Raw genomic sequence first — 23,506 nt, forward strand, 5'->3', positions numbered from 1 at the left:
TTCCTCCCTAGACGCGCTTGCGGTAGACGGTGTCGAGCCAGACGGCGATGACCAGGACAGCGCCAACGACAATGCTCTGCAGCGGCGAGTCGATGCCGAGCAGCACCATGCCGGATTGCAGCGACTGCATCAGAAGCGCGCCGAGCATGGCGCCCATCACCGTTCCGGCGCCGCCCGCGAGCGACGTGCCGCCGATGACGGCGGCCGCGATCACCAAAAGCTCGTCCAGTGTGCCCAGCGCATTGGTTGACGCATTGAGACGGGCCGACGAGATCGCCGCGCTGATTGCAGCCAGCACACCCATGATCATGAACACCTTCATGGTCACCCAGCGCGTGTTGATGCCGGCGAGTTCCGCTGCCTCCGGATTGCCCCCGATGGCGAAGACATAGCGGCCGAAACGCGTGCGCTTGGTGATGAACGTCATGATGATGCCGACAATCACCGCCATCAGCACCGGTATGGCGATGCCATGCGCGATGAACAGCCCGCCTTCGGGAACGGTGATGCCGTTCTGCTGTGCGTACTGGCGCACGATGCCGATCGGCCATGGATAGGAATTGGCGATCCACACGGCGCCGAGGATGGCCGCGCAAGTGACCACGCCAAGCAAGGTCTCGGCCCAGACGGGGCGCAGTGGAAAGCTGAAGCGCTTGCGCTGCGAGCGACCGTTGAGCAGCGCGAAGGCGACCGCCGCGCAGGCGACGATGCCGACGATCCAGCTGGCAGCGGCGCCAATCGAGCCGCGTGGTCCGCCGCCCATCAGCTGGAAGGTGGCGTCGAGTGGCGCGACCGTGCGCCCGCTGGTGATGAGCCATGCCATGCCACGCCAGACCAGCAGGCCACCAAGCGTCACGATGAAGGCCGGAACCTGCATATAGGCGATGATGAAGCCCTGGAACGCGCCGATCAGCAGACCAAGCACCACGCCGGCGGCAAGCGCGACGACCCAGAGCCAGGGGTTTCCAAGCTGGAAGCCGATGACGCGAATCAGGAATTCGGCCTGTGCCACGCCCATGATCATGCCGATCACGCCTTCGACGGAGCCCACCGAAAGGTCGATGTTGCGCATGACGATGACCAGTACCATGCCGGTCGCCATGATCGCGACCGAGGACGTCTGCACCGACAGGTTCCAAAGATTGCGCGGCGTCAGGAAAAGCCCACCCGACAGGATATGTATGCCGACCCAGATGACCAGCAGCGCGCCGACCATGCCGAGCATGCGCGTGTCGAGCTCGGTCGCTTTCAGGAACCGGGCGACCGCGCCGAGTTCAGACGCTCGTGCCGTATCGGCCTGCGGATTTGAGGTCGTGTCGGTCATGATGTCCTCCAGCGGCTTGCCGTCTGGCGCGGATGCCGGACCACAGCCTAGAAGTTTGCCGCCGATGGCGGAAACACACAATTCTCGTAGAGAAAACGCCGCGGCTTGACAGCCGCGGCGCCTCATTTCTTCAAGTCGTCGAGATCAGTTGCAAGCCGCGACGCTGCCGGCGGCGACGCCTGTGCAGACTTCGTCCTTCTTGATCCAGCCGGCGTCGATGACGACGTTGAGGTTGTCCTTGGTGATCGCGACGGGGGTCAGGAACAGCGACTTGACGGTGTTGCCGCCAGGCGTGGTGAAGTCCTTGGCGCCGGCAATGTCGCCCGTCTTCTTGCCATCGGCAAGCTGCGAGGCGATCTCGGCGGCGTTCTTGCCGAGTTCGCGCGCGTCTTTCCACACCGACACCGTCTGCGTGCCGAGCGCGATGCGGTTCAGGGCGGCATGGTCGCCGTCCTGGCCCGAGACCGGAACCGTTCCGGCAAGGCCCTGCGCCGTCAGCGCGGCGACAACGTCGCCGGCGGTGCCGTCATTGGCCGCAACCACGGCATCGACCTTGTTGTCATTGGCGGTCAGGAACTGTTCCATGTTCTTCTGGGCGTTGGCCGGCAGCCAGCCATCGGTATAGGCCTCGCCGACATTCTTGATCTTGCCCGAGTCGATGGCTTCCTTGAGCACTTCCATCGAGCCCGAGAACAGGAAATCGGCATTCGGATCCGAGCCCGAGCCCTTGATGAAGACATAGTTGCCTTCGGGCTTCGCCTTGAACACTTCGCGGGCCTGCATGCGGCCGACTTCCTTGTTGTCGAAGGTCAGGTAGAAGACGTCCTTGTTCTCGATCAGGCGATCATAGCCGACGACCGGAATGCCTTCATCCAGCGCCTTCTGCACCGCCGGGCCGATGGCCGAGGCGTCCTGCGCCAGGATGATCAGCGAGTTGGCGCCCTGCGAGATCAGGCTTTCGACGTCGGTCAGCTGCTTGCCGGGATTGGACTGCGCGTCGGCCGAAATGTACTTGTCGCCGGCAGCCTCGATCGCCGTTTTCATCGCCGCCTCGTCGGTCTTCCAGCGCTCTTCCTGGAAGTTCGACCACGACACGCCGATGACCTTGTCCTTCGCCTGCGCGACCGACATCAGCGCCAGCGACATGGCGACACCCGCCAGCATGGCGGCTGCAAATCTGTTCATCATAATCCTCCCTGCGCCGCGTGCGGCGCGACAAAACTGGCCCGAGGGCCGGCACACAGCGGCCCTATTTTTTCGAGCCTCGAAAAAATACTGGTTCAATGATAAGGCGCTGTCAACATCGATTCTGATGGATTCTGATGGCCTTGCCGAATTTTTTCGAGGTCCGCAATAAACAATGACAGGGCTGCCGGCGTCTGCCAATATTTGGCTGGTGCCGTCGAACGCCTTCACTATCATGAGGCGCGAGGAGGCCGGGAGGAAACAAATGTCGGTTGGAATCCGCCACGACGATCTGCGCCGTCGCAACCGTGCGATGGTGATTTCAGCCGTGCGCCGGGCCGGCCAGCCGTCGCGGACCGAGATTGCGGCGACCACCGGCCTCAGCCACTCGACCATATCGGCAATCTCGTCTGATCTGATTCAAGAAGGCATCCTGATTGAAGGCAAACCTGGCGAGACCGGCGCACTGAAACGCGGCCGGCCGCAGGTGGGCCTTGGTCTCAACCCGGAAGCGGCGGCGGTGATGACCGTCGTGCTGTCGCTCAATTTCCTGTCCGTCACCGTCATCGACTATGCCGGCCACGTCGTCGCCGAGGAACAGCGCCGGCTGGACACGCTGACCAAGCCGCGCGACGAGCTGATTGGCGAATGCGTAGCAATCGTCCGGCGGCGGCTTGAGGATCCCGACCTCGATGTCCAGAGCATCGCCCGCATTGCCATGGGCATCCAGGGCATCACCGATTCGCAGGCGCGCGCCATGCTGTGGTCGCCGATCACGCCACTGACCGACATTGCCTTCGCCGACATGTTGGAAGCGGAATTCGGCATTCCTGCCACCATGGAGAACGATTGCAACATGATGGCGGTGGCGCTGCAATGGCGCCAGCCCGAGCGCTACCGCGACAATTTTATCGCCATCCTCTTGTCGCACGGCATCGGCATGGGCCTGGTGCTGAAAGGCGAACTGTTCACCGGCACCCATTCCTCGGGCGGCGAGTTCGGCCACATGATCCACCGTCCGGGCGGCGCGCTCTGCCGCTGCGGGCGGCGCGGCTGCGTGGAAGCCTATGCCGGAAACTACGCCATCTGGCGGAGCGCCAAAATGATGGGCGAGGATGCCGAGCCGGTCGATATCGGCGACGCTGATATGCGCGCACTCGCCGCGCGCGCCCGCGAAACCGACGGCCCGGAGCGCGAAGCCTATCGCAAGGCCGGCGAGGCGCTCGGCTTCGGCCTCGGCAGCCTGTTTGCGCTGATCGATCCGGCACCCGTCGCCATGGTAGGCGTCAGCGCCGCCGCCTTCGACCTGATCGAACCGGCATTGCGCGAAGCGATCGCCCAGACCGCCGGCGGCCAGCACTCGAAATCGATCTCCTTCGACACCGAGCCCAACGAGCTGCCGCTGATCCGCGAAGGCTGTGCCATGCGCGCGCTCGGCTTCGTCGACCAGGAGATTTTCGCGCCGGGCATTCAGGCCAAATCCGGCAAGCATGTCGCCTGAATGGCCGGCAACGGCGCGACGCGCAGCATCCTAGTCTTCCCTGATCGCGTAGCCGGCGCCGCGAATGGTACGGATGACATCCGGCATGCGGCCGTTGTTGACCGCTTTGCGTAAGCGCCCGACATGCACGTCGACGGTTCGCTCGTCGATGTAGATCGTCTCGCCCCAGACATTGTCGAGCAGCTGGCTGCGCGAGAACACGCGGCCGGGATGGCGCATCATGAATTCGAGCAGCCGGAACTCGGTCGGTCCGAGCCTGATCTCGCTCTTCTTGCGGTAGACACGGTGCGACTCGCGGTCGAGCACGATGTCGCCGACCTTGAGCACGCTGGACAGCACTTCCGGCTTGGCCCGGCGCAGCAGCGCCTTCACGCGCGCCATGAACTCCGGCGTCGAGAATGGCTTGACCAGATAGTCGTCGGCACCGGTGGACAGGCCGCGCACGCGATCGCTTTCCTCACCGCGCGCGGTCAGCATGATGATCGGCAGCCGCTCGGTTTCGGGCCGCACTCTAAGCCGCCGGCAGAGCTCGATGCCGGAAACAGCCGGCACCATCCAGTCGAGCACCAGGAGATCGGGCACGTTTTCCTGCAGGCGGATCTCGGCCTCGTCGCCGCGTGTCACCACCTCGACCTGATAGCCTTCGGATTCGAGGTTGTAGCGGAGGAGCACGCCTAGTGGCTCCTCGTCCTCCACGACCATGATGCGTGGCGCGATCATAGGCAGTTCACCCTCATCAGGCCGGCGTGGCCATCGCCGTCTCGTCCTGCTTCGGACGATTGGCGGGCAATTGCTGGCCGGTCAGCACATAATACGCATTTTCGGCGATGTTGGTGACATGATCGCCGATGCGCTCAAGATTCTTGGCGCAGAACAAGAGATGCGTGCAGGCGGTGATGTTGCGAGGGTCTTCCATCATGTAGGTCAAGAGCTCACGAAACACGGACGTGTATTTGACGTCGATGCGCTCGTCGTCATTCCTGAGTTTTGCAAGCGCTGCCGCATCGGTGGCGGCATATTCCTCGACGACGCCTTGCACCTGGATCAGCACCAGTTGCGCCATGGCGTCGATGGAGTGCGAGAGGTCGCGCGGCGTGACGCTCAAGCCCACGGTGCCGACGCGTTTGGCGATGTTCTTGGCGAGGTCGCCGATGCGCTCGAGGTCGCCCGCCATGCGGATCGAGCCGACCACGGCGCGCAGATCGTTGGCCATCGGCTGGCGCTTGGCGATCAGCGTGATGGCGCGGTCGTCCAGTTCGCGCTGGCGCGCATCCATGATGGCGTCGTCGGAAACGACACGCTGTGCCAGCGCATTGTCCGAATTGAGCAGCGCCCTGGTCGAGCCGCTGACCATCGAGCCTGCCAGATCGCCCATGTCGCGGATCAGCTTGCTGATCTGCCCGAGCTCTTCATCGAAGGAGGCGACGGTATGTTCACCCATGATCTTGGTCCTCGTGCCTGAAAATTCACCCGCCGGACGGCTCAGCCGAAGCGGCCGGTAATGTAGTCCTGGGTGCGCTTGTCGTCGGGGTTGGTGAACATCTTGTCGGTGGCGCCCTCCTCGACGAGATAGCCGAGATGGAACATCGCCGTGCGCTGCGACACGCGCGCCGCCTGCTGCATCGAGTGGGTGACGATGACGATCGTGTAGTTCTGGCGCAGTTCGTCGATCAGCTCCTCGACACGGGCGGTGGCGATCGGATCGAGCGCCGAGCAGGGCTCGTCCATCAGGATCACCTCCGGCGACACGGCGATGGCGCGCGCGATGCACAGGCGCTGCTGCTGGCCGCCGGACAGGCCGGTGCCGGGCTCCTGCAGGCGGTCCTTGACCTCGTTCCAGATCGCCGCCTTCTTCAGGCTCTGCTCGACGATCTGGTCCATGTCGGACTTGCGCTTGGCCAGCCCATGGATGCGCGGGCCGTAGGCGACGTTCTCGTAGATCGACTTCGGGAACGGGTTGGGTTTCTGGAACACCATGCCGACGCGGGCGCGCAGTTCGACGACATCGATGTTCTTGTCGTAGATGTCGTCTTCATCGAGCGTGATCTTGCCGGTCACCCGCGCCAAATCGATGGTGTCGTTCATGCGGTTGAGGCAGCGCAAGAAGGTCGACTTGCCGCAGCCGGACGGGCCGATCAGCGCCGTCACCTGGTTCTGACGCACGTCGAGATTGACGTCGAACAACGCCTGCTTCTCGCCGTAGAAGACGCCGACCTTGTCGCCGCGCATCTTGATGACTTCGTTCGACTTGGCGTTCATTTTGTCGCCCACTGCATTCTCAAGGGACTGTTCGGTCATGATGTTCATACCAAATTGCCTTTTTTCTACCAGCGCCGCTCGAAGCGGCGCCGGAGCACGATCGCGGTGATGTTCATGGCCATGAGGAAGACGAGCAGGATGATGATGGCGCCGGACATGCGCTCGACAAAAGCGCGCTCAGCCTCGTTTGCCCACATATAGATCTGAACCGGCAGCGCGGTCGCCGGATCGAAAGGCGTCGTCGGATAATCGGCGACGAAAGCGACCATGCCGATCAAGAGCAGCGGTGCTGTCTCGCCGAGCGCACGCGCCAGGCCGATGATGGTGCCGGTAAGGATGCCTGGGGCGGCAAGCGGCAGGATGTGATGGAACACCATCTGCATCTTGGAGGCGCCGAGGCCGAGCGCCGCCGAGCGGATCGACGGCGGCACCGCGGCGAGGGCGGCGCGCGTGGCGATGATGATGGTCGGCAGCGTCATCAAGGTCAGCACCAGGCCGCCGACGAAGGAAGCCGAGCGCGGCATGCCGAGGAAGTTGATGAACACGGCAAGGCCAAGCAGACCGAAGACGATCGACGGCACCGCCGCGAGATTGTTGATGTTGACTTCGATCAGGTCCGTAAAGCGGTTCTTCTTGGCGAACTCCTCCAGATAGATCGAGGCGGCGACGCCGATCGGCAGCGCCAGCAAAAGCACGATCACCATCATGTAGAACGAACCGATGATGGCCACGCCCATGCCCGACGTCTCGGGCCGGCTGGAGGCGCCATAGCTGAACAGGCCGGTGTTGAAATGCTCGGCCATCGCGCCTTCGGCTTTGAGCTTGTTCATCCAGTCGATCTGCTGGTTGGACACCTTGCGGCGCGCTTCATCGACGCCGAGGTCGATCTGGCCCTTGAAGGCCGAGTCGAGATTGGCGGCGGCCAGGATGTCGACGTCACGCGTCGTGCCGATCACCGACGGATCGGCGGAGACGATGTCGCGCAGCTGGACGCGGGCGCCTTCCGACAGGAAGCCCTTGAGCTTCAGCATCATCGGCTTGTTGGCCGGATCGATGCCGAGCTTGGCCACCAGCGCGTTTTCGGCGAGCTTGGGATAGTTCGCCTTGATCAGCACGGTAGGGTCGGTCGCGCGCTTGCCGGAGGGATCGATCACCTTCTCGTCGAAGGTGACCGGCAGCGTCACCGTCGTCTGCCAGAAGGCGGTGTAGCCTTTCGAGACGATGGTGATCAACATGATGGCCAGGAACGCCAGGCCCACCGAGATCGCAATCACGCCATAGATGCGGAACCGGCGTTCGGCGGCATAGCGCGCCTTCAGCCCGATGTCGCGGCGCGGACGCGCGACGGCACCCGCCATCGTGTCCAGGGGGATGTCGGTCATTCGTACTGCTCCCGGTACTTGCGCACGATGTAGAGGGCGACGATGTTCATCACCAGCGTCAGCGCGAACAGCGTCAGGCCGAGCGCGAAGGCGACCAGCGTCTGCGGCGAGTTGAACTCGAGATCGCCGGTCAGCTGGTTGACGATCTTGACGGTGATGGTCGTCATCGCCTCGAACGGATTGGCCGTCAGATTGGCGGCGACGCCCGCCGCCAGCACGACGATCATAGTCTCGCCGATGGCGCGCGACGCCGTCAACAGGATGGCGCCGACGATGCCGGGCAGTGCCGCCGGCAGGATCACCCGCTTGATCGTCTCGGAGCGCGTGGCGCCGAGGCCGAGCGAGCCGTCACGCATTGCGCGCGGCACCGCGGTGATGATGTCGTCGGCCAAAGAGGACACGACCGGGATCAGCATGACGCCCATCACCAGACCGGCGGTGAAGATGCTCTGGCCCTGGATGAAGGGCGAGCCGCCGGTGAGTGCCGCCGACAGGTCGCGCAAGAACGGTCCGAGCGTGACAACGGCGAAGATGCCGTAGACGATGGTCGGAATGCCGGCCAGCAGTTCCAACGCCGGCTTGACCACCGAGCGCACACCGCGCGAGGCATATTCGGACATGTAGACCGCCGACATCAGCCCGACCGGCACTGCCACCAGAAGGGCGACGGCGGCGATGTAGAGCGTGCCGGCAAGAAGCGGGATCAGGCCGAACTGACCCTGGCTGCCGCCGGAACCGGCGGCGGCGAAACGCGGATCCCACACCGTGCCGAAGAAGAAGCTCATCGGCGACACGCTCTCGAAGAAGGTGATGGTCTGGAACAGCATCGACAGCACGATGCCGACCGTGGTCAGGATGGCGATGGTCGAGGCCGCAAGCAGCCCCCACAGCATCAGCTTCTCGACGTTGTTGCGCGCCCTGGCGCGCGGCGCGATCTGCCTCAGCGCATAGAAGGCGCCGGCGACCGACAGCGCGAAGGTCAGCACGGCGCTGAACAGGCCGAGCCGGTCCTGGACCTGGTTCGCCTCGACCGCGATCGGGATCATATAGTCCTGGGTGTCACTGGCCAGTGCCACGCCCTTGGCGGCGAGCAGCGGCTGCAATTCGGCGAAAGTAGCGGGAAGTGCGGTATCGCCATCGAGCCGGCGCAGGCCCTTGGCCAGGCTCTTCACCAGGCTGGCGTCGAGCGCTTCGCTGGCCACCTTTGTGTCGGCGGTGCGCTCGGGCAAAGCGGCATGGATATGCCGGTCGAGATAGAAGGAAGAGCCGATATCCCAGACGGCGAGCAAAAGGACGGCAGGCAGGACCGCGAGCAGAAAGGCCCACCAGCCATGATAATGCGCGCGCGAATGCGGCTTGACCTTGCCGGTATCCTGCGCCGCGGCGCGCTGGCGGCCGACCACAAAAGCGACCACGCCTATGGCGATGACTATGGCGAGTACGAGCAAGGACGACATAACCCACCCCAGGGAAAATTCAGATCGCCGCCGCCGTTGCGGCAAGCGGCGAAATCAGGGCGCGGATTTGGTCCGCGCCCTGATCCGTCCGTTGATTACATTGTCTTTCCAGCGGCGAAGGCGTCGCGCTGGCCCTGACGTTCGGCGTCGGGAGCGGAAACCAGGCCGTACTGGGCGAGCGGGCTTTCCGGGCCGATCATCTGGTCATCAAGGAAGAACTCGACATATTCCTTGAGGCCGGGAACGACGCCCAGATGCGCCTTCTTGACGTAGAAGAACAACGGCCGCGACACGGGGTACGTGCCATCGGCGATGGTCTGCGTCGAAGGCACGATGCCTTCCACGGTAGCGACCTTCAGCTTGTCGGCATTGTTCTCGTAGAAGGCGAGGCCGAACACGCCAACGCCGGTCTTGTTGGAGTCGATGCGGGCCAGCGTCTCGGTGTAGTCGCCATCAATGTCGACAGCCTTGCCGTCCTTGCGGATGGCGATGCAGGTCTTGCCGATTTCCTTGTCGTCGGCGATGCCGGCAGCCTTCAAAGCGGCCTTGTCGCAGCCGGCGTCGAGCAGCTTGGTCTCGAACACTTCACGGGTGCCGTGCTTCTCACCCGGGATATAGGCGGCGATATCCCAGTCGGGCAGCTTCGGATTGACCTGGTTCCACTTGGTGTTCGGGTTGTCGACCAGCTTGCCGTCGACCACCAGCTTGGCGGCGAGCGCCTTGTAGATGTCGGCGGGAACCAGCGCCCAATCCGGACCCTTGATGTCGGTGGCAAAGACGATGCCGTCATAGCCGATGCGGACTTCCTGGACGTCCTTGACGCCGGCGTCGGCGCAGGACTTCAGCTCGTCCTTCTTGATCGGGCGCGAGGAGTTGGCGATGTCGATCGTGTCTTCGCCGACGCCCTTGCAGAACTCCTTGATGCCGGCGCCGCTGCCGCCGGACTCGACCACCGGGGTCTTGAAGTTGGTGAAGGTTTCGCCGAACTGCTCGGCGACGATCTTGGCGTAAGGCAGCACGGTCGACGAACCGGCGACCTGGATCTGGTCACGCGCAGCGGCGACACCGGACGATGCGGCGAACGCTACCGCCACGGCCGATGCCGTAACGAGGAATTTCTTCATGTGGCCTGCTCCTGTTCGGAAGATGGTCTCTTGGCGCCCTCTTCAAACCGGCGCCCGCTGAGGCCAATAGCCTTCGATTATTACAGTCGCATGACAGTTTCGTGTCAGCCCGGTAACGTCGCACAGACGTCTTGTGGGCCGCCCCCTTTAAGCCGGTTTGTGGGAATGGAAGTTGCCGCTGGAATCAGACGCTTGCGCGATCCGTGCTGGCATCAAGTCCCGGCACACCGCAGGCCGCGATGCCGAGAAAGAAAAACCGGACGGGAGCGCGTTGCCCGTGGCCAGAGCGAATCTTGGCCGAGCCATCGCCAAAAACAGGTCCGTTGGGGTAGATTCGACGCTGTTTCTTGTCGGCGGTCGCTTGCTCCCGCCCGTAACTGAATGAGCGGTTTCGTTGCGACCATTGTCCTGACTGGGCGCCAGCTTTGATATGGTGCGATCGCACCATATCCTTGGCTGTTGCGGCGCGGCCGAATCCCGGCCGGCGCCGCAGGTTGCTATCCAGCGTCTCGTTGGGCTTCGCTTGATATGCCGACCCAGCGCTCGACCTTTTCGAGCAGCGCCCTGGGGCTGATCGGCTTGGGCAAATAGTCATCCATGCCGGCTTCCAGGCAGCGCTCACGGTCGCCCTTCAAAGCATGCGCGGTGACGCCGACGATCGGGATATGCATACCCGTATGTTCTTCAAGCCGGCGAATTGCGGCGGTGGCCTCGAGCCCATTCATCTCCGGCATCGAGACGTCCATCAGGATCATACGCGGATTGAGCCTGCCGAAGGCGTCGAGCGCCTTGCGGCCGTTGCCGACAATTTCGAAACTATAACCGGTCTCGCCGATTATCTGGGTGAACACCATCTGGTTCACCTCATTGTCCTCGGCAACGAGGATGTCGAGCCGGCTTTCATCCCCGGCGGCCCGGGCGCGGGCGCGAACCGGCGGCGGTTGCAGCAAGGCGCGTTCCGATGCAGCGAGCGGCGGCTTTGCCGGTGACGGTCCGTTCCTGTCGTTGCCGGACCCGCTGCTTGCCGCCGGGAGCACGCGGCTCCCCGTGATATTGTGATGGTGGCGCTGGATGGTAGCGACCAGCGTTTCCAGAAGCACCGAGGAACGCGCCGGCTTGATCAGCTGGGCGTCGATGCCGAGATCGCGATAGCTGGTGTTGGCGAGCGACTGGTCGACCGAAGTGAGCATGATGATCGGCGTGTCGGCCAGCCCTGCGGTGCTGCGCACGACGCGCGCCATTTCGGCGCCGCTCATCCCCGGCATCTGATAATCGAGCACGACGCAGTCGACCGGCACGCCGTAGGCAGCCGCGGCGACCAGCACCTTGAGCCCTTCGGGTCCGCTTTCGGCGGCGCAGGAATCGAAGGTCCATGACGCCATCTGCTCGCTCAGGATCGATCGGTTGACGGCATTGTCGTCGACGATCAGCACCCGTGAGCCGGTCACGTCGACCGGCATGATCCGCCGTCCGGTCCGTTCCTCGGCCCTGGGCAATGTCACGGTGAACCAGAAGGTCGAGCCCTTGCCTTCGGCGCTCTCGACACCGATCTCGCCGCCCATCAACTCGACCAGCCGCGAGGTGATGGCGAGCCCGAGCCCTGTGCCTTCGTGGCGTCTGGTCGACGAGGTGTCGGCCTGACTGAATTTTTCGAAGACGAGCTTCAGTTTCTGCTGCGGAATGCCGATGCCGGTATCGGTGACCGAAACGGTCAGCTTTGTCCCCGTCGGCCCCCTTTGTCCCGTCACGTCGACCAGCACGTGGCCTTCGTCGGTAAACTTCACCGCGTTGCCGACCAGATTGGTGACGATCTGCCTGATGCGACCGACATCGCCGACGAACAGGCTTCCCAGGCCCGGCTCGACGCGCACGATGAGCTCGAGGTCCTTCTCCTTGGCGCGGGTCGATATCAGCGTCGCCACATCCTCGATCGCTTCGGGCAGGTTGAAGGGCGCAGGGTCGAGCACCAGCTGTCCGGCATCGATCTTGGAGAAGTCCAGTATGTCGTTGATGATGGTCAAGAGCGCGTTACCCGATTTGACGATGATGTCGGTGAACGTCTTCTGCTTGGGATCGAGGTCGGATTTGGCCAGCAACTCGGCCATGCCGAGTACGCCGTTCATCGGCGTGCGGATTTCGTGGCTCATATTGGCCAGGAATTCCGACTTGGCGCGGTCGGCCAACACGGCGCGCTGCCGCGCCTCGCGCAGTTCGGCCTCGCGCAGCTTCAGTTCGGTGATGTCGGTGGTCGACCCAATCAGATAGAGCGAACCGTCGGACGCGATCATCGCGCCCTTGCGGGCGAACTGGTGGCGCACGCTGCCGTCGGCAAGCGTCACCGTTTCCTCGATCTCCTGTGTATCGCCTGTGCGCAGCACGGCGAGATCGCTGTTGACGAAGGCTTCGCCGTCCTCGCCGAAAATCTCGATGTCCGTCTTGCCGATCGCGTCTTCCCTGCGGAGGCCGGTGAGGTCGCACCAGCCCTTGTTGACGTAGAACTGCCTGAGGTCGGAGCGCTTGGCGTAGATCGACACCGGCACGTTGTCGATGAGATTGCGGAACACCTCGTTCTCGCGCATGCTCTCTTCCAGCGCCTGCTCGCGCGCCTTGACGTCGGTGATGTCGGTGCTGGAGCCGACAAGGTGCACCGACCCATCGAGCGCCACCAGCCGGCTCTTGCGCGTCATCAATTGCCGCACCGTGCCGTCGCGATGGGTAACGGGCTCCTCGATCTCGCGGCCGCGCCCGGTGACGACGACCTCGGTGTCGTCATGGGTGTAGGTTTCGGCGTCGTCGATGCCGAAAAGCTGGAGATCGGTCCGGCCGATGACCTCCTCCTTGGGGATGCCGGTCAGCGCGCACCAGGCTTTGTTGACGAATTCCATGCTCAGATCCTGCGCCTTGATGAAGGCGGCGACCGGCAGTTCGTCCATGACGTGGCGGAACAGGTCGATCTGGCGCATGCTTTCCTGCAGCGCCTTTTCGCGGCTCTTGATCTCCGAGATGTCGACGCGCACGCCGATAAAGGTGCCGTCCTCGGTGCGCATATCGTAGACCTGATACCAGCGGCCGTCGGGATTGCACCGTTCATAGGAGGAGTTCGGCAGGCGGTAGCGGGCGAGAATGGCATCCAGCCAGATGTCTCGATCGCCGTCATAGAGCTTGTCGGTCTCCGGATCGCCACTGAAGCGGAAATATCCCACGGAATGTCCGAGTTCCAGGGCCTCGCGGAAGCTGCGGCCGGGCTGCCATGCCGGTTTCAGCGCCGGCAGCGTGTCCTGCAGCTTGCGATTGGCAAAGATGAACTTGTCATCACGGTCATAGATGATGACGGCCGCCGGCAGCGACTCCAGCACCGTGGCGAGGTTCTTGCGGGCGTCCTCGGCCTCGGTCTCGCGGCGCTTCATGTCGGAAATGTCGAACAGGAAACCGGCGACATAGTTGCGGCCACTGGGCATGCCGACGCGGTTCTTGCGCACGATGCGCGAGCGGCTGGCGCCCTCGGCGTCGAAAGTCTCCTCGACCTCGTAGGGCGTGCCGGTCGCCAGCACGGCGCGTTCGCTGTCTTCGAACTGCGCGGCGTCCTTTTGCTTGAGGAAGTCGCCGCCGGGCCTGCCCAGCATCGCTTGCGGGCTCTGTCCGAACAGTGCCGAAAACGCCTCATTGACGAAGACGAAACGCAGATTGTCGTCCTTGACGAAGATCGGGTCCTTGACGCCGTTGATCACCGCCTCGGCCAGCCGCGATTTCTCCAGCGCTTGGGCGAGTTCAGCCTCGCGATCCTTCATGTTGGTGACGTCGATATAGGAGATCAGCCTTTTGCCGCCGGCGAGCGGCGCCAGCGAGGCAATCAGCGTACGGCCGTCATTGCGTGGCAGTTGCCTTGAGCCCACCAGGCCGGCCGAGATTTCTGCTTCGCGCTCGGCGATGTGGCCCTGCCATTCGGCATCGTCAGCACCGTACGGGTCCATATCGCGGCTGGCCTGCATCAGTTCGCGGAAGCCGCAGCCGATGCCGGCGCGTCGGGGATCGATTTCCCAGAAATCATAGAAGGCGCGGTTGATCACCTCCGCGCGCATGTCCGCATCAAGGACGAGCACGCCGATCGGCATCTGGTCGACCATCGTGCGAAGATTGGCGAAGGTCTCGGTGATTTTGGCGTTGGCACTCTCGATCTCGGCGTCGCGACGCTTGAGCTCGGAGACGTCGTAGTAGGTCAACAGCCGCTTGCCGCCGGACAACGCCGTCACGGAGAACATCATCGTCCTGCCATTGGCATGGAGAAATTCGCGTGGCGCAACCGAGCCGGCGCTGATCTCCTCGATGCGGGTGGCTAGGTAGTGCTGCCACTGCTGTTCATCGAGATCGCCGTAGATGCCGTTGCGGCGGTTGAGTTCCATCAACAGGCTGAACGGCGCGCCGACCGTGACGGCGCCGTCGGGAATCCTGGAGAGCTCGCGATAGGCCTTGTTGACGATGAGCGTGTCGAACTTCGCGTCAAGCAGCACGACGCCCATATGCATGGCATCCATCGTCCGCTCGAGATCGGCGAGGTGCTGCGTGGCCTCGCCGGCCGGCGGATCGCTCTCCTCCTCCCGCAGTTCGTCCAGCGCACCGGCCAGTGCCGTGACGTTGCGGCCGATGCCGCGATAGCCGATGAATTCGCCTTCGCCGTCGAACCGCGGGGAACCGGTGATCGAAACCCAGCGGCAGCCGGGACGGCCGCCCTTCAACTCATAAACAAAGTCGCGAAACGGCCGATGCGCCTGCAGATCCTCCAGATGCGCGGCGGCGTGTCGATTGCCGTGCACCATCTGCTTGAGGAAATCGAAGCGGAAACGGCCAAGAATGCTGGCCGGATCGATGCCGGTGGCGGCCTGGTAGTTCTCCGAAAGCCAGGAAAAGCGCAGCTCGGCGTCGGTCTCCCAGACCCAGTCGGCGCCGGCCCCGACCAGTTCGCGCAGCGCTTCGGGCGAAACCCCGACGGACGTATCCTCGCCGTTCACCACCCCTTTTCGGGAACCGCGTCCGCCGCGTGTTCCAACAGTCCCGTCAGCCATCCCGTTCCCACCCCGAAAGCCAAGGCCGAACCCCCTCAGCGGTTCGCCGGCGGAATGTGCCCGAGAAGCATTAATGATCCGCTAACCATAACCAATCCAGACTGCGGCCAGAGCCACATTGCCCTGCGGTATTCCGCCGGTTGTCGGCGGAACCCCGGCCGGGCTATAAGTCGGCGGGGGTGTTGCTGATGACCGGTTGGATCGTGCCTTGTTTCCTGTGCCTGGCGCTGCTTGCGGGCAGCGGCTGCGCACGCAGCTATGACGGCACGGTGGTGATCCCGAAGCCGCTCGATATCAGGCGGGTCTGGGATCGCGATCCGTCGCAGACCGAGGCCAGCCGGATGCAGGCGGCAGCCGGTGTGTTTCCGACGCCGCCGCCGCAGGAGCCCTACCGGCCCGCGGCACGCAGGCACACAACACAAATAGCTGCGCCAAGGCGGCACGTCAGGTCCAGCCCTCCCAGCATGGCTTCCGAACCGGCCAATCCGCTCACCTGCAAGAATGTCAGCGAACCCGGCAAACGCTACAGGATGGTTTGCGAATAGCTGGTACTAGAGCAATTCCAGGAAAAGTGTGAAACGGTTTTCCGTCCGGAATTGCGTAAAACAAAGACATAGAGCGGTTCGCCGTTTCGGTGAAACGGTGAAACGCTCTAGGAGCAGGTTACTCCGCCGGGAAGAAAGCCGGCCCGACCACCCTGACCGGCCGCGAGCCGGCCAATGGCTCGACCGACTGTCGCTGGGCGGCGCCCCTGGCCTCTGCAGCGTCTGCGCCAGGCTGGGGAATTTGCGCCACGGTGCCAAGATCCGGCTTCGCTGACGGCAAAGGAATGATCGCGTTGGCCATATTGGCTGGCGTCACCGTGCGCGCTCTCAGCTCGGCAACGCGCTGGTGATAGCGCTTGAGGTCGCAGGCCCTGAAGTTCGCATCATTGCGATATTTGAAGGCCGTCGGCAGGTCCTTGTAGGATGTGCGCGTATCGAGCGCGACCATCTTTTCGGTTTCAAGGCTTGGGTCCCTGAGCGTGTACAGGTCGACGCCGGCATCGTCGCAGATGTAGCGGCACTGGTCGACCATCTCCTTGACATCGCCGCCTTGCACGAACTGCGATTTCGGCGCCGGGAAGAAATAGCCGTCGGTGAGACGAACGCAAAACAGCATCGAATTGCTGCCGATCATGGCGCCAGCCGGACGCTGTCTTTGTTGCCCGGCGGCGGGCGTGCAGCCGAGCGCGACGAGCCTGGCCTGCAGTCCGGACGCATCCCGGCGCGAAATCGCGGCGCCGGCGATCTGGCGTTGCACCTGTGTGCGGCTTTTGGCGAGGTCGGCGCAAGCATTGAAGAAGCCCCCCACCGCACTTTGCGCCGTGCACCGTCGTTGCCTCTCCAGCCCCTGGATCGCCGCAAGCTGGCGACGTAGCTGCGCAAGCTCGGAGCTGATCCCGCCGCTGCGGCCGGACGGTGCCAGCTGGCTCCTGAGCGCGGCGCATGGATCGGCAAGGGAAGCCGAAATGCCGAGGACGCTTGCCGACACCAGTGCAAAGGTCACGACAAGCCACAAACGCATCATCGGCGACACCTGGTCCTTGTACCCCTGTGGAGCCGATCGCCGCTCCAGCCGATTGAGCCTCAATGCGTGAGGCAAGTCTAATTGAAGAGACGCCAACAACCGCCAGGTATTTTATGCCGAGTGTATTATGCCGGTTCCTGTAAATTCGCTATTACACTTTTGTTTCAAGATTGAGACGTAGCCAGGCTTGGGCGAGCCCAGGCCGCCGCAATCATCGATCCCGCGTTGTCGGCCCTTGCGGATGAAACCTTTCTCCGGTGTCTCGCGTTGTGTCGGGCAAAGGAGACGAAGATGTCTATTCACTTCACTGTCTCTGGCCTGACCAGGAACCTGTTCCACTCGCTGGGGCTGGACCATGAGCGGGCGCCGAGAGCGCTCGATCCCGAACAGAGCCTGTTGCTGGAATGCTATCTGGCCGGACAGATTCCGGAATCCGCCTGGGCCGACTACGTCTTCGAGACGCCGGAACTGCAGCGGCATGTCGATATCAGACGCCCGCACAACTGATCAGAGCAACTTCAGGAAAAGTGTGAGTCGTTTTTCCGGGAAAAGCGCGTAGCGCTTTCCCCTGGGAATTGCGTCAAGACAACGAGAGAGGGGGTCGCCGTTTCTGTGAAACGGTGAAACGCTCGCCCGCTCGCCTACTGCTTGGGCGAAGCGAATTGCACGGTGAAGACATTGCCCGCGACGCCTTGCGCCAGCGTCGTCGAGAAGCTCAACGGCAGGCACTTTTGCAGGGCAGTGGTTGCGGCGTCGACGAACGACTTCCTGGTATCCGCATCGCCATCGACCTTGATCGCCGTCGGCCGCGGCGGACCGATCAGCGTGCCGTCGCGCTTGAAGCTGAAGCTCAAGGTGACGCTGGCATTTCCAACACCCGCCGGCGGCGTCCAGCACGCCTGGATGGCATCGCCGATCTCCGCCATCGTGTCGAGCGGCGCGGCATTGCACGGGTAGCCTCCGACCAACACAACACCGGCAATCGCAAACACTCTCGCTACGCCCTTCATCGCAAAGCTCCTCGTGTGTCGTCCGCCGACCATGATGGTAGGGTCGAAGCAGACGATGGCAATATGCCTGATGTCGGACTTTACGGCATGAGACGGGCCTGATGGCGCATCGGCGAAAAGCAAAAGGCCGGCATTGCGCCGACCTTTCCCTTCACCCTTGCGCCAGTACATCCGTGGTCGCGCGGTGCCTTCAATAGACAGCGTTTTGGTTAACGAATCCTTAGTTTTGCGCGCTGGCCTGCGACTTCACATAGGCGATGTAGCCGCGCACGTCGCCGGCCGGCTCGGCATAGGCCTTGCCGAGTTTCTTCTCCATCGCCGCGACATACTCCTTGGCCCATTTTGGCAGCGCATAGTCGATGACGGCCAGGAACTCCAGCGTCGATGCCAGGCGTATGTCGGCGATCGACGGGTGCTTGCCGCCGATGAACGGCTTGCCGTCCCTGAAGAAGGAGTGAAACACCTCCAGCGGCTCGGCAATCGCCGCCATGGCGGCCTTCTGCGCCTCGGACTTCTTCTCCGGATGAGCGTCGCTATGGCCGACCTCGCCGGCATAGTGCGGGAAACCCAGCGCCGGATAGGTGGCGCGCGCCACATACGGGTAGAGCGTGCCGATCAGGTAGAACATGGCGCTGTCGACCATCGCCCGCTTGGCCGGTGCCTTGGGATAGAATTTCTCCAGCCCGTGCTTGTTGGCGAGATACTGCATGATGGCACAGCTCTCCCACAGCACGCCGCGCGGCAGCCCCTTGTCCTCGATCATCGGCGTCAGATGCGCCGGATTGCGCGCCATATATTCGGGCGAGCGCGTGTGGCCCCAGGCGTCGGTCTCGGCGGCGTCGAACCCGGCCGCACGGGCAAACACCCGGACGGTCATGTTGTTGACGCTTGGCTTCAGCATCGAGAGCTTCAGCGCCGGTTTTTTCGCCGCCTTGGCCTTCGGCGCGGATTTCTTGGCAGCCGGCCTCGTCGCGGTTTTCGCGGCCGGCTTTGCGGCTGCCTTCGGCGCGGCCTTTACCGCCGCTTTTGCCGCCGGCTTCGCAGCCGCTTTTGCCGCAGGCTTGGGCGCTGATTTGCCAGCGCTCTTAACTGTCTTTGCCATTGTGGTCCTCCCCTTTTGCTGGCCGTCAGTATGGATTCTTCGGCGTCCGGTCGTCCGACAAGGTCGCGCGCGACCGTTCGACCAGCGTCTGGATCGCGTCGGCAAGGTGCACTTCGGCGATGTTGTAGTCGCCGCGCGCAACGCGCAGCTTGTGCGCCTGCATCAAGACGTCGGCATGGGTGAAGCCGGCCGGCGGCTCGAAGCGGTAGGACGCCAGCTCGATCAGAAGGCCGAGCGGATCCTCGAAATAGATCGAATCCATGAAGCCGCGATCCTTGACGCCGCTGTGCTTGATGGCGCGCTCGTCGAGCCGGGCGACCGCCTGCAGGAAGGTCACGCGCGACACCGAGAACGCAATATGATGGACGCAGCCCGGTTCGGTGGGCGTGCGCCGCTTGACCGGCGTGCGGCTCTCGTCGGTGAAGACGGTGATCAACCTGCCGTCGCCGGGATCGAAATAGAGATGACTTTCGCTTGGCTTGTCGAGGTTGGGCTGCTCGAAGATGAACGGCATGCCGAGCACGCCCTCCCAGAAATCGATCGAAGTCTGGCGCCCGGCGCCGACGAGGGTGATGTGATGGACGCCCTGCGACTGCAGTTTTTGCATCGGTCTCCTCCTCGCCGACCCTCGCCTATGTTCCCCGGCGTCTTGCGCGCCGCAACGCCCTTTGGCGAGGCTTCGTACATGATGCTAGTGCAATTGGCAGCGCCGCGCCAGAAGCTCGCGGAGACTGCCGGCGCTGGATGGTGAAAGGGGTTTGAGTTGCATGACCTGAGGCTATGCAACGGCTCTGAGATCGGCTTCCGCCAGCGTTCCCAGGCCCGCGCATTCGGCGCATGCCATCGTCTGCCCGGGACAGCCGGCCCGGTGCGTGCCTTGCGGGCAGCAATGCCCTTTCGACTCACGCCATTTCAAGCAATCGAAAACCTGCCCGCTGCCGTGACAGCACGGGCATATCATTTTTGCCGAATTCATGCCTGCTATGCCAAACCAAATCCGCGTTGCCGCAGATGCTATCCCCGCACCGCAAGTAACAGAGATCGCTACGCTTTCAAGCGTCGCGGCCTGACTTAAATTGGGTGTATTCGGGTGCGCGGACTTGCCGAATTTCGCTGATGCGCCGACCCTCGCGGTCACACGCGATCCGCGCGGCTGCTGCCCGAAATTTTCGATGATGCGGAAGGAAAGTCGTTGCTTGGTACGCCCAAGGGGAATCGAACCCCTGTTCCCGCCGTGAGAGGGCGGTGTCCTGACCGCTAGACGATGGGCGCGTTCAAGAACCGGCGATATAGGCTGACGGTTTGGAAAAAGCAACTGGGCTTGGAACGGCCGGACCGCTTCTGTGTAATGTCGCTTCGCGAACCTAGCGTTTCGGCTCGATCAGGTCCCACAGATTGCCGTAGAGATCGGCGAAAACCGCCACTGTACCGTAAGGCTCATGGCGTGGCGTTTCGTGGAAGTCGACGCCGTTTTCCAGCATGGTCGCATGGTCACTGTCAAAATCATCGGTTTCGAGAAACAAAACCACGCGGCCTCCGGTCTGGTCGCCGACGCGGCTCTTCTGCACATCGTCCAATGCTTCCGCCAGAAGCAGCCGGGGCCCTTGCCCGACCGCCGGCGTTACCGTCACCCAGCGCTTGCCGTCGCCGAGCTCGATGTCGTCGCAGAGGACAAAGCCAAGCTTGCCGACATACCAGGCGATCGCCTCGTCATAGTCGGCGACGACGAGCGTGATGGTTGCGATGCGGCGATGTTCGGCAAACCCGGTCATAGTTTCGGCCCGGCTATTTGTTGCGGATGGCGAAGCGGCCGATGATACGGCGCTCGGCGATGTCGTAGACGAAGATGGTGCGGCTGCCGTCGCTGAGCTCGGCGTCGATCGAAATGCGATTGCCCGACAGAGCCTGGCTGATCACCTTGGCTCCGACCGGGAGCACTATGTCGGCCGCGAGCGGCTCGCCGGGCGGAACTGGAATGTCGTTGGCGAGCGGCGGGTTCGCGGGCGGCGCCTTGCGCGATTTGTAGACAATGGCCGCGATCACCACCATAAGGGCCAGCAAAAGCAGGCCGAGATTGATGGCCATGAAGCGGATGAGCCTGCCGCGCACCTTTTCGATCTCGGGATCGAGCGGCTTTTCTTCTTCATCGGCAACGGGCCGGGCCATGGCAGAACTTTCCGGAACTTTTTCGATGAGCGCTCATAACGAAGAGACCCCTGAATTGATAGAGGCTGGACAATTCATAGAGGCGGCGCCGACCGTGCTCGAAGCCGGCGCGGAAGCGGCCGGCCAGCGCCTCGACCAGTGGCTGGCGAGCGCCCTCGGGCCTGACATGTCGCGCAGCCGGGTGCAGATGCTGATCCGGCAAGGTGCCGTTTCGATCGACGGCAAGCCGGTCGACGAGACCAAGCGCAAGATGAGTGCCGGCGAGCGCGTATCGGTCGTCATGCCCGAGCCGGAACCGGCCGAACCGCAAGGCGAGGCCATCGCGCTCGACGTGCTTTATGAGGACGACGAGCTGATCGTCATCAACAAGCCGGCCGGCCTCGTCGTCCATCCCGGCGCCGGCAACTGGACCGGCACGCTGGTCAATGCCCTGATCCACCACTGCGGCGACAGTCTTTCAGGCATTGGCGGCGTCAGGCGGCCGGGCATCGTCCATCGGCTGGACAAGGAAACCAGCGGCGTCATGGTGGTGGCTAAGACCGACCGCGCCCACAAGGCGCTGTCGGAGGCCTTTGCCGACCACGGCCGCACCGGCGACCTCGAACGTGCTTATTTGGCGCTGGTTTGGGGCATCCCTCCACGGCCGACCGGAACGGTCGACGCGCCGCTTGGCCGTGCCGCCGACCGCGTGCGCCGCGCCGTCGTGCCGGAAGGCCGTGACGATGCCCGCCACGCCGTGACCCATTTCACCGTCAAGGAGCGTTTCGGCGAGGGCCAGCAGGCGTTCGCCACCGCCAGCCTGGTCGAATGCCGGCTGGAAACCGGCCGCACCCACCAGATCCGCGTTCACATGGCTCATATCGGCCATCCCGTCATCGGTGACCCCGATTACGGCCAGGCCTTCCGCACCAAGGCCAACCGGCTGCCCGAACTGCTGAAGGGTCAGGTCAAGGCATTTTCCAGGCAGGCTTTGCATGCCTGGCTCCTTGCATTTCGGCACCCGGCTACCCATTTATCGATGAGGTTCGAGGCGCCGATGCCGGGGGACATGGAGGAACTCGTCGGCGGCTTCCGCAAGCTCTGAACCCGAGCAATTCCAGGAAAAGTGTGAAACGGTTTTCCGTCCGGAATTGCGTCTAAACAAGCCAGCTAAAACCTGAGCAGCATTGTTCACTTCAGCGTGACACACTGTTTCGTGTTGAACAAATGCCTGTCTTTTCTGGTTTTGTTCCTATATAAATCAGTTGTCGCGGGCGAGCCTTTTGGTGCTCGCGTCACATGCCCGCCGCGTTTCGGGGGCATCACTCCAATAGAGAGGGGGCGCAATCATGGCCCAGTCACTACCCAGTATTGTTTCCGGCGAAGGCGGCCTCAGCCGCTACCTGGAAGAAATCCGCCGCTTTCCGATGCTTCAGCCGCAGGAAGAGTACATGCTCGCCAAGCGCTACGCCGAGCATGAAGACACTTCCGCTGCGCACAAGCTCGTCACCAGCCATCTTCGGCTTGTTGCCAAGATCGCCATGGGCTATCGCGGCTACGGCCTGCCGATCGGCGAAGTGATCTCGGAAGGCAATGTCGGCCTGATGCAGGCCGTCAAGAAATTCGAACCCGAGCGTGGCTTCCGCCTCGCGACCTACGCCATGTGGTGGATCAAGGCCTCGATCCAGGAGTACATCCTGCGCTCGTGGAGCCTGGTCAAGATGGGCACGACCGCCAATCAGAAGCGCCTGTTCTTCAACCTGCGCAAGGTGAAGGGCAAGATCCAGGCGCTGGACGATGGCGACCTCAAGCCCGACCAGATCACCGAGATCGCCACCAGGCTGAACGTGTCGGAAGCCGAAGTCGTGTCGATGAACCGCCGCCTGTCGGGCGACGCGTCGCTGAACGCGCCGATCCGCGCCAGCGAGGGTGAATCCGGCGAATGGCAGGACTGGCTGGTCGATGACCACGAAAGCCAGGAAGACATGCTGATCGAGCAGGACGAGCTGGAAAACCGCCGCGGCATGCTGTCGGGCGCTCTGGCCGTGCTCAACGATCGTGAGCGGCGCATCTTCGAGGCCCGCCGCCTCGCCGAGGAGCCACTGACGCTGGAAGAGCTGTCGTCCGAGTTCGACATCAGCCGCGAGCGCGTGCGCCAGATCGAGGTGCGCGCCTTCGAGAAGGTGCAGGACGCGGTCAAGGCCGCCGCCAAGCGCCAGATGCAGGCGCTGCGCACGATCGAGGCGCAGCCGGCGGCGTAAAGCCGGGTTCGGCTAAGAACAGAAGGCGGCGTCGGGAAACCGGCGCCGCCTTTTTTATGTCTTACGCTTACGCTGGCGATTGGCGAAAGCATTCTTGACATCCAATCTCCCCCCTTGCGGGGGAGAT

General features: G+C 63.2%; 20 protein-coding genes and 1 tRNA gene. 5 read left to right on the top strand and 16 right to left on the bottom strand.

Annotated features, from left to right (window positions below; genetic code table 11):
- Positions 1-7: 7 nt before the first annotated feature.
- Both AC3CCE_RS09100 and xylF read right to left on the bottom strand, forming a co-directional pair.
- Positions 8-1,324: a sugar ABC transporter permease gene (locus tag AC3CCE_RS09100; RefSeq protein WP_023683967.1), complete on the bottom strand. Its 1,317-nt coding sequence runs from the start codon at positions 1,322-1,324 to the stop codon at positions 8-10.
- 144 nt (positions 1,325-1,468) lie between these two features.
- Positions 1,469-2,509 (bottom strand): D-xylose ABC transporter substrate-binding protein, encoded by a 1,041-nt coding sequence (gene xylF, locus AC3CCE_RS09105; RefSeq protein ID WP_488377127.1) that lies wholly within the window; start codon positions 2,507-2,509, stop codon positions 1,469-1,471.
- Between the two features lie 265 nt (positions 2,510-2,774).
- Between xylF and AC3CCE_RS09110 the strand changes: the two genes are divergently transcribed.
- The gene (locus tag AC3CCE_RS09110; protein WP_352623581.1) at positions 2,775-4,010 is read left to right on the top strand and encodes an ROK family protein; all 1,236 of its coding nucleotides are present in this window, start codon (positions 2,775-2,777) and stop codon (positions 4,008-4,010) included.
- A gap of 30 nt (positions 4,011-4,040) precedes the next feature.
- On the opposite strand, the gene phoB is transcribed toward AC3CCE_RS09110, so the two are convergent.
- From phoB to AC3CCE_RS09145, 7 genes are all read right to left on the bottom strand, one after another.
- Positions 4,041-4,730 carry a phosphate regulon transcriptional regulator PhoB gene (phoB, locus tag AC3CCE_RS09115; RefSeq protein WP_023822590.1) on the bottom strand — a complete coding sequence of 230 codons (690 nt, stop codon included), beginning with the start codon at positions 4,728-4,730 and terminating at the stop codon, positions 4,041-4,043.
- A gap of 16 nt (positions 4,731-4,746) precedes the next feature.
- The gene (gene phoU, locus AC3CCE_RS09120) at positions 4,747-5,451 is read right to left on the bottom strand and encodes a phosphate signaling complex protein PhoU (RefSeq protein WP_023670109.1); all 705 of its coding nucleotides are present in this window, start codon (positions 5,449-5,451) and stop codon (positions 4,747-4,749) included.
- A gap of 41 nt (positions 5,452-5,492) precedes the next feature.
- A complete protein-coding gene (pstB, locus tag AC3CCE_RS09125; protein WP_023683970.1) occupies positions 5,493-6,317 on the bottom strand; it encodes a phosphate ABC transporter ATP-binding protein PstB in 825 nt (274 codons plus the stop codon).
- A 17-nt stretch (positions 6,318-6,334) separates the two neighbouring features.
- Complete coding sequence (gene pstA, locus AC3CCE_RS09130) at positions 6,335-7,651, bottom strand: phosphate ABC transporter permease PstA (RefSeq protein ID WP_352623583.1); 1,317 nt, start codon at positions 7,649-7,651, stop codon at positions 6,335-6,337.
- A complete protein-coding gene (gene pstC, locus AC3CCE_RS09135) occupies positions 7,648-9,108 on the bottom strand; it encodes a phosphate ABC transporter permease subunit PstC (RefSeq protein ID WP_352623585.1) in 1,461 nt (486 codons plus the stop codon). Before pstC ends, pstA begins: the two co-directional genes overlap by 4 nt.
- A 95-nt stretch (positions 9,109-9,203) precedes the next feature.
- Entirely contained in the window at positions 9,204-10,232 is a 1,029-nt protein-coding gene (locus AC3CCE_RS09140) for a substrate-binding domain-containing protein (protein WP_023670113.1), read from the bottom strand.
- 497 nt (positions 10,233-10,729) lie between these two features.
- A complete protein-coding gene (locus tag AC3CCE_RS09145) occupies positions 10,730-15,238 on the bottom strand; it encodes a PAS domain-containing hybrid sensor histidine kinase/response regulator (protein WP_352623587.1) in 4,509 nt (1,502 codons plus the stop codon).
- Positions 15,239-15,480: 242 nt separating this feature from the next.
- On the opposite strand from AC3CCE_RS09145, the gene AC3CCE_RS09150 reads away from it, so the two are divergent.
- A complete protein-coding gene (locus AC3CCE_RS09150) occupies positions 15,481-15,837 on the top strand; it encodes a hypothetical protein (protein ID WP_023693676.1) in 357 nt (118 codons plus the stop codon).
- A gap of 118 nt (positions 15,838-15,955) precedes the next feature.
- Here AC3CCE_RS09150 and AC3CCE_RS09155 read toward each other — a convergent pair whose 3' ends face one another.
- Positions 15,956-16,861 (bottom strand): DUF2865 domain-containing protein, encoded by a 906-nt coding sequence (locus tag AC3CCE_RS09155; RefSeq protein WP_352623589.1) that lies wholly within the window; start codon positions 16,859-16,861, stop codon positions 15,956-15,958.
- A gap of 291 nt (positions 16,862-17,152) precedes the next feature.
- Here AC3CCE_RS09155 and AC3CCE_RS09160 point away from each other — a divergent pair, with 291 nt between their 5' ends.
- Positions 17,153-17,368, top strand: coding sequence for a hypothetical protein (locus AC3CCE_RS09160; RefSeq protein ID WP_023690098.1), 216 nt, complete (start codon positions 17,153-17,155; stop codon positions 17,366-17,368).
- A gap of 134 nt (positions 17,369-17,502) precedes the next feature.
- On the opposite strand, the gene AC3CCE_RS09165 is transcribed toward AC3CCE_RS09160, so the two are convergent.
- The 6 genes from AC3CCE_RS09165 to AC3CCE_RS09190 all read right to left on the bottom strand — a co-directional run bounded on the left by AC3CCE_RS09165 (position 17,503) and on the right by AC3CCE_RS09190 (position 21,139).
- Positions 17,503-17,871, bottom strand: a complete 369-nt coding sequence (locus tag AC3CCE_RS09165) for a hypothetical protein (RefSeq protein ID WP_352623591.1) — start codon at positions 17,869-17,871, stop codon at positions 17,503-17,505.
- A 220-nt stretch (positions 17,872-18,091) separates the two neighbouring features.
- Complete coding sequence (locus AC3CCE_RS09170) at positions 18,092-18,973, bottom strand: glutathione S-transferase family protein (RefSeq protein WP_352623593.1); 882 nt, start codon at positions 18,971-18,973, stop codon at positions 18,092-18,094.
- Between the two features lie 25 nt (positions 18,974-18,998).
- The gene (locus AC3CCE_RS09175) at positions 18,999-19,580 is read right to left on the bottom strand and encodes a VOC family protein (protein WP_023711666.1); all 582 of its coding nucleotides are present in this window, start codon (positions 19,578-19,580) and stop codon (positions 18,999-19,001) included.
- Between the two features lie 590 nt (positions 19,581-20,170).
- Positions 20,171-20,245, bottom strand: a tRNA-Glu gene (locus AC3CCE_RS09180).
- 92 nt (positions 20,246-20,337) lie between these two features.
- Entirely contained in the window at positions 20,338-20,745 is a 408-nt protein-coding gene (locus tag AC3CCE_RS09185; protein ID WP_352522072.1) for a VOC family protein, read from the bottom strand.
- A 13-nt stretch (positions 20,746-20,758) separates the two neighbouring features.
- Positions 20,759-21,139, bottom strand: a complete 381-nt coding sequence (locus tag AC3CCE_RS09190; RefSeq protein WP_023690093.1) for a hypothetical protein — start codon at positions 21,137-21,139, stop codon at positions 20,759-20,761.
- A gap of 25 nt (positions 21,140-21,164) precedes the next feature.
- On the opposite strand from AC3CCE_RS09190, the gene AC3CCE_RS09195 reads away from it, so the two are divergent.
- Both AC3CCE_RS09195 and rpoH read left to right on the top strand, forming a co-directional pair.
- Positions 21,165-22,223 (top strand): RluA family pseudouridine synthase, encoded by a 1,059-nt coding sequence (locus AC3CCE_RS09195; protein WP_352623595.1) that lies wholly within the window; start codon positions 21,165-21,167, stop codon positions 22,221-22,223.
- Positions 22,224-22,467: 244 nt separating this feature from the next.
- Complete coding sequence (gene rpoH, locus AC3CCE_RS09200; RefSeq protein WP_023670124.1) at positions 22,468-23,379, top strand: RNA polymerase sigma factor RpoH; 912 nt, start codon at positions 22,468-22,470, stop codon at positions 23,377-23,379.
- Positions 23,380-23,506 lie beyond the last annotated feature (127 nt).

Source organism: Mesorhizobium sp. P160187, assembly GCF_057766425.1.

Coding starts and splice junctions, on each gene's coding strand:
- AC3CCE_RS09155 (WP_352623589.1), bottom strand. CDS start 16,861: ATGATGCGTTTGTGGCTTGTCGTGACCTTTGCACTGGTGTCGGCAAGC.
- AC3CCE_RS09185 (WP_352522072.1), bottom strand. CDS start 20,745: ATGACCGGGTTTGCCGAACATCGCCGCATCGCAACCATCACGCTCGTC.
- phoU (WP_023670109.1), bottom strand. CDS start 5,451: ATGGGTGAACATACCGTCGCCTCCTTCGATGAAGAGCTCGGGCAGATC.
- AC3CCE_RS09110 (WP_352623581.1), top strand. CDS start 2,775: ATGTCGGTTGGAATCCGCCACGACGATCTGCGCCGTCGCAACCGTGCG.
- pstB (WP_023683970.1), bottom strand. CDS start 6,317: ATGAACATCATGACCGAACAGTCCCTTGAGAATGCAGTGGGCGACAAA.
- xylF (WP_488377127.1), bottom strand. CDS start 2,509: ATGAACAGATTTGCAGCCGCCATGCTGGCGGGTGTCGCCATGTCGCTG.
- AC3CCE_RS09150 (WP_023693676.1), top strand. CDS start 15,481: ATGACCGGTTGGATCGTGCCTTGTTTCCTGTGCCTGGCGCTGCTTGCG.
- pstC (WP_352623585.1), bottom strand. CDS start 9,108: ATGTCGTCCTTGCTCGTACTCGCCATAGTCATCGCCATAGGCGTGGTC.
- pstA (WP_352623583.1), bottom strand. CDS start 7,651: ATGACCGACATCCCCCTGGACACGATGGCGGGTGCCGTCGCGCGTCCG.
- AC3CCE_RS09175 (WP_023711666.1), bottom strand. CDS start 19,580: ATGCAAAAACTGCAGTCGCAGGGCGTCCATCACATCACCCTCGTCGGC.
- AC3CCE_RS09170 (WP_352623593.1), bottom strand. CDS start 18,973: ATGGCAAAGACAGTTAAGAGCGCTGGCAAATCAGCGCCCAAGCCTGCG.
- AC3CCE_RS09165 (WP_352623591.1), bottom strand. CDS start 17,871: ATGAAGGGCGTAGCGAGAGTGTTTGCGATTGCCGGTGTTGTGTTGGTC.
- phoB (WP_023822590.1), bottom strand. CDS start 4,730: ATGATCGCGCCACGCATCATGGTCGTGGAGGACGAGGAGCCACTAGGC.
- AC3CCE_RS09160 (WP_023690098.1), top strand. CDS start 17,153: ATGTCTATTCACTTCACTGTCTCTGGCCTGACCAGGAACCTGTTCCAC.
- AC3CCE_RS09140 (WP_023670113.1), bottom strand. CDS start 10,232: ATGAAGAAATTCCTCGTTACGGCATCGGCCGTGGCGGTAGCGTTCGCC.
- AC3CCE_RS09100 (WP_023683967.1), bottom strand. CDS start 1,324: ATGACCGACACGACCTCAAATCCGCAGGCCGATACGGCACGAGCGTCT.
- AC3CCE_RS09195 (WP_352623595.1), top strand. CDS start 21,165: ATGAGCGCTCATAACGAAGAGACCCCTGAATTGATAGAGGCTGGACAA.
- AC3CCE_RS09190 (WP_023690093.1), bottom strand. CDS start 21,139: ATGGCCCGGCCCGTTGCCGATGAAGAAGAAAAGCCGCTCGATCCCGAG.
- rpoH (WP_023670124.1), top strand. CDS start 22,468: ATGGCCCAGTCACTACCCAGTATTGTTTCCGGCGAAGGCGGCCTCAGC.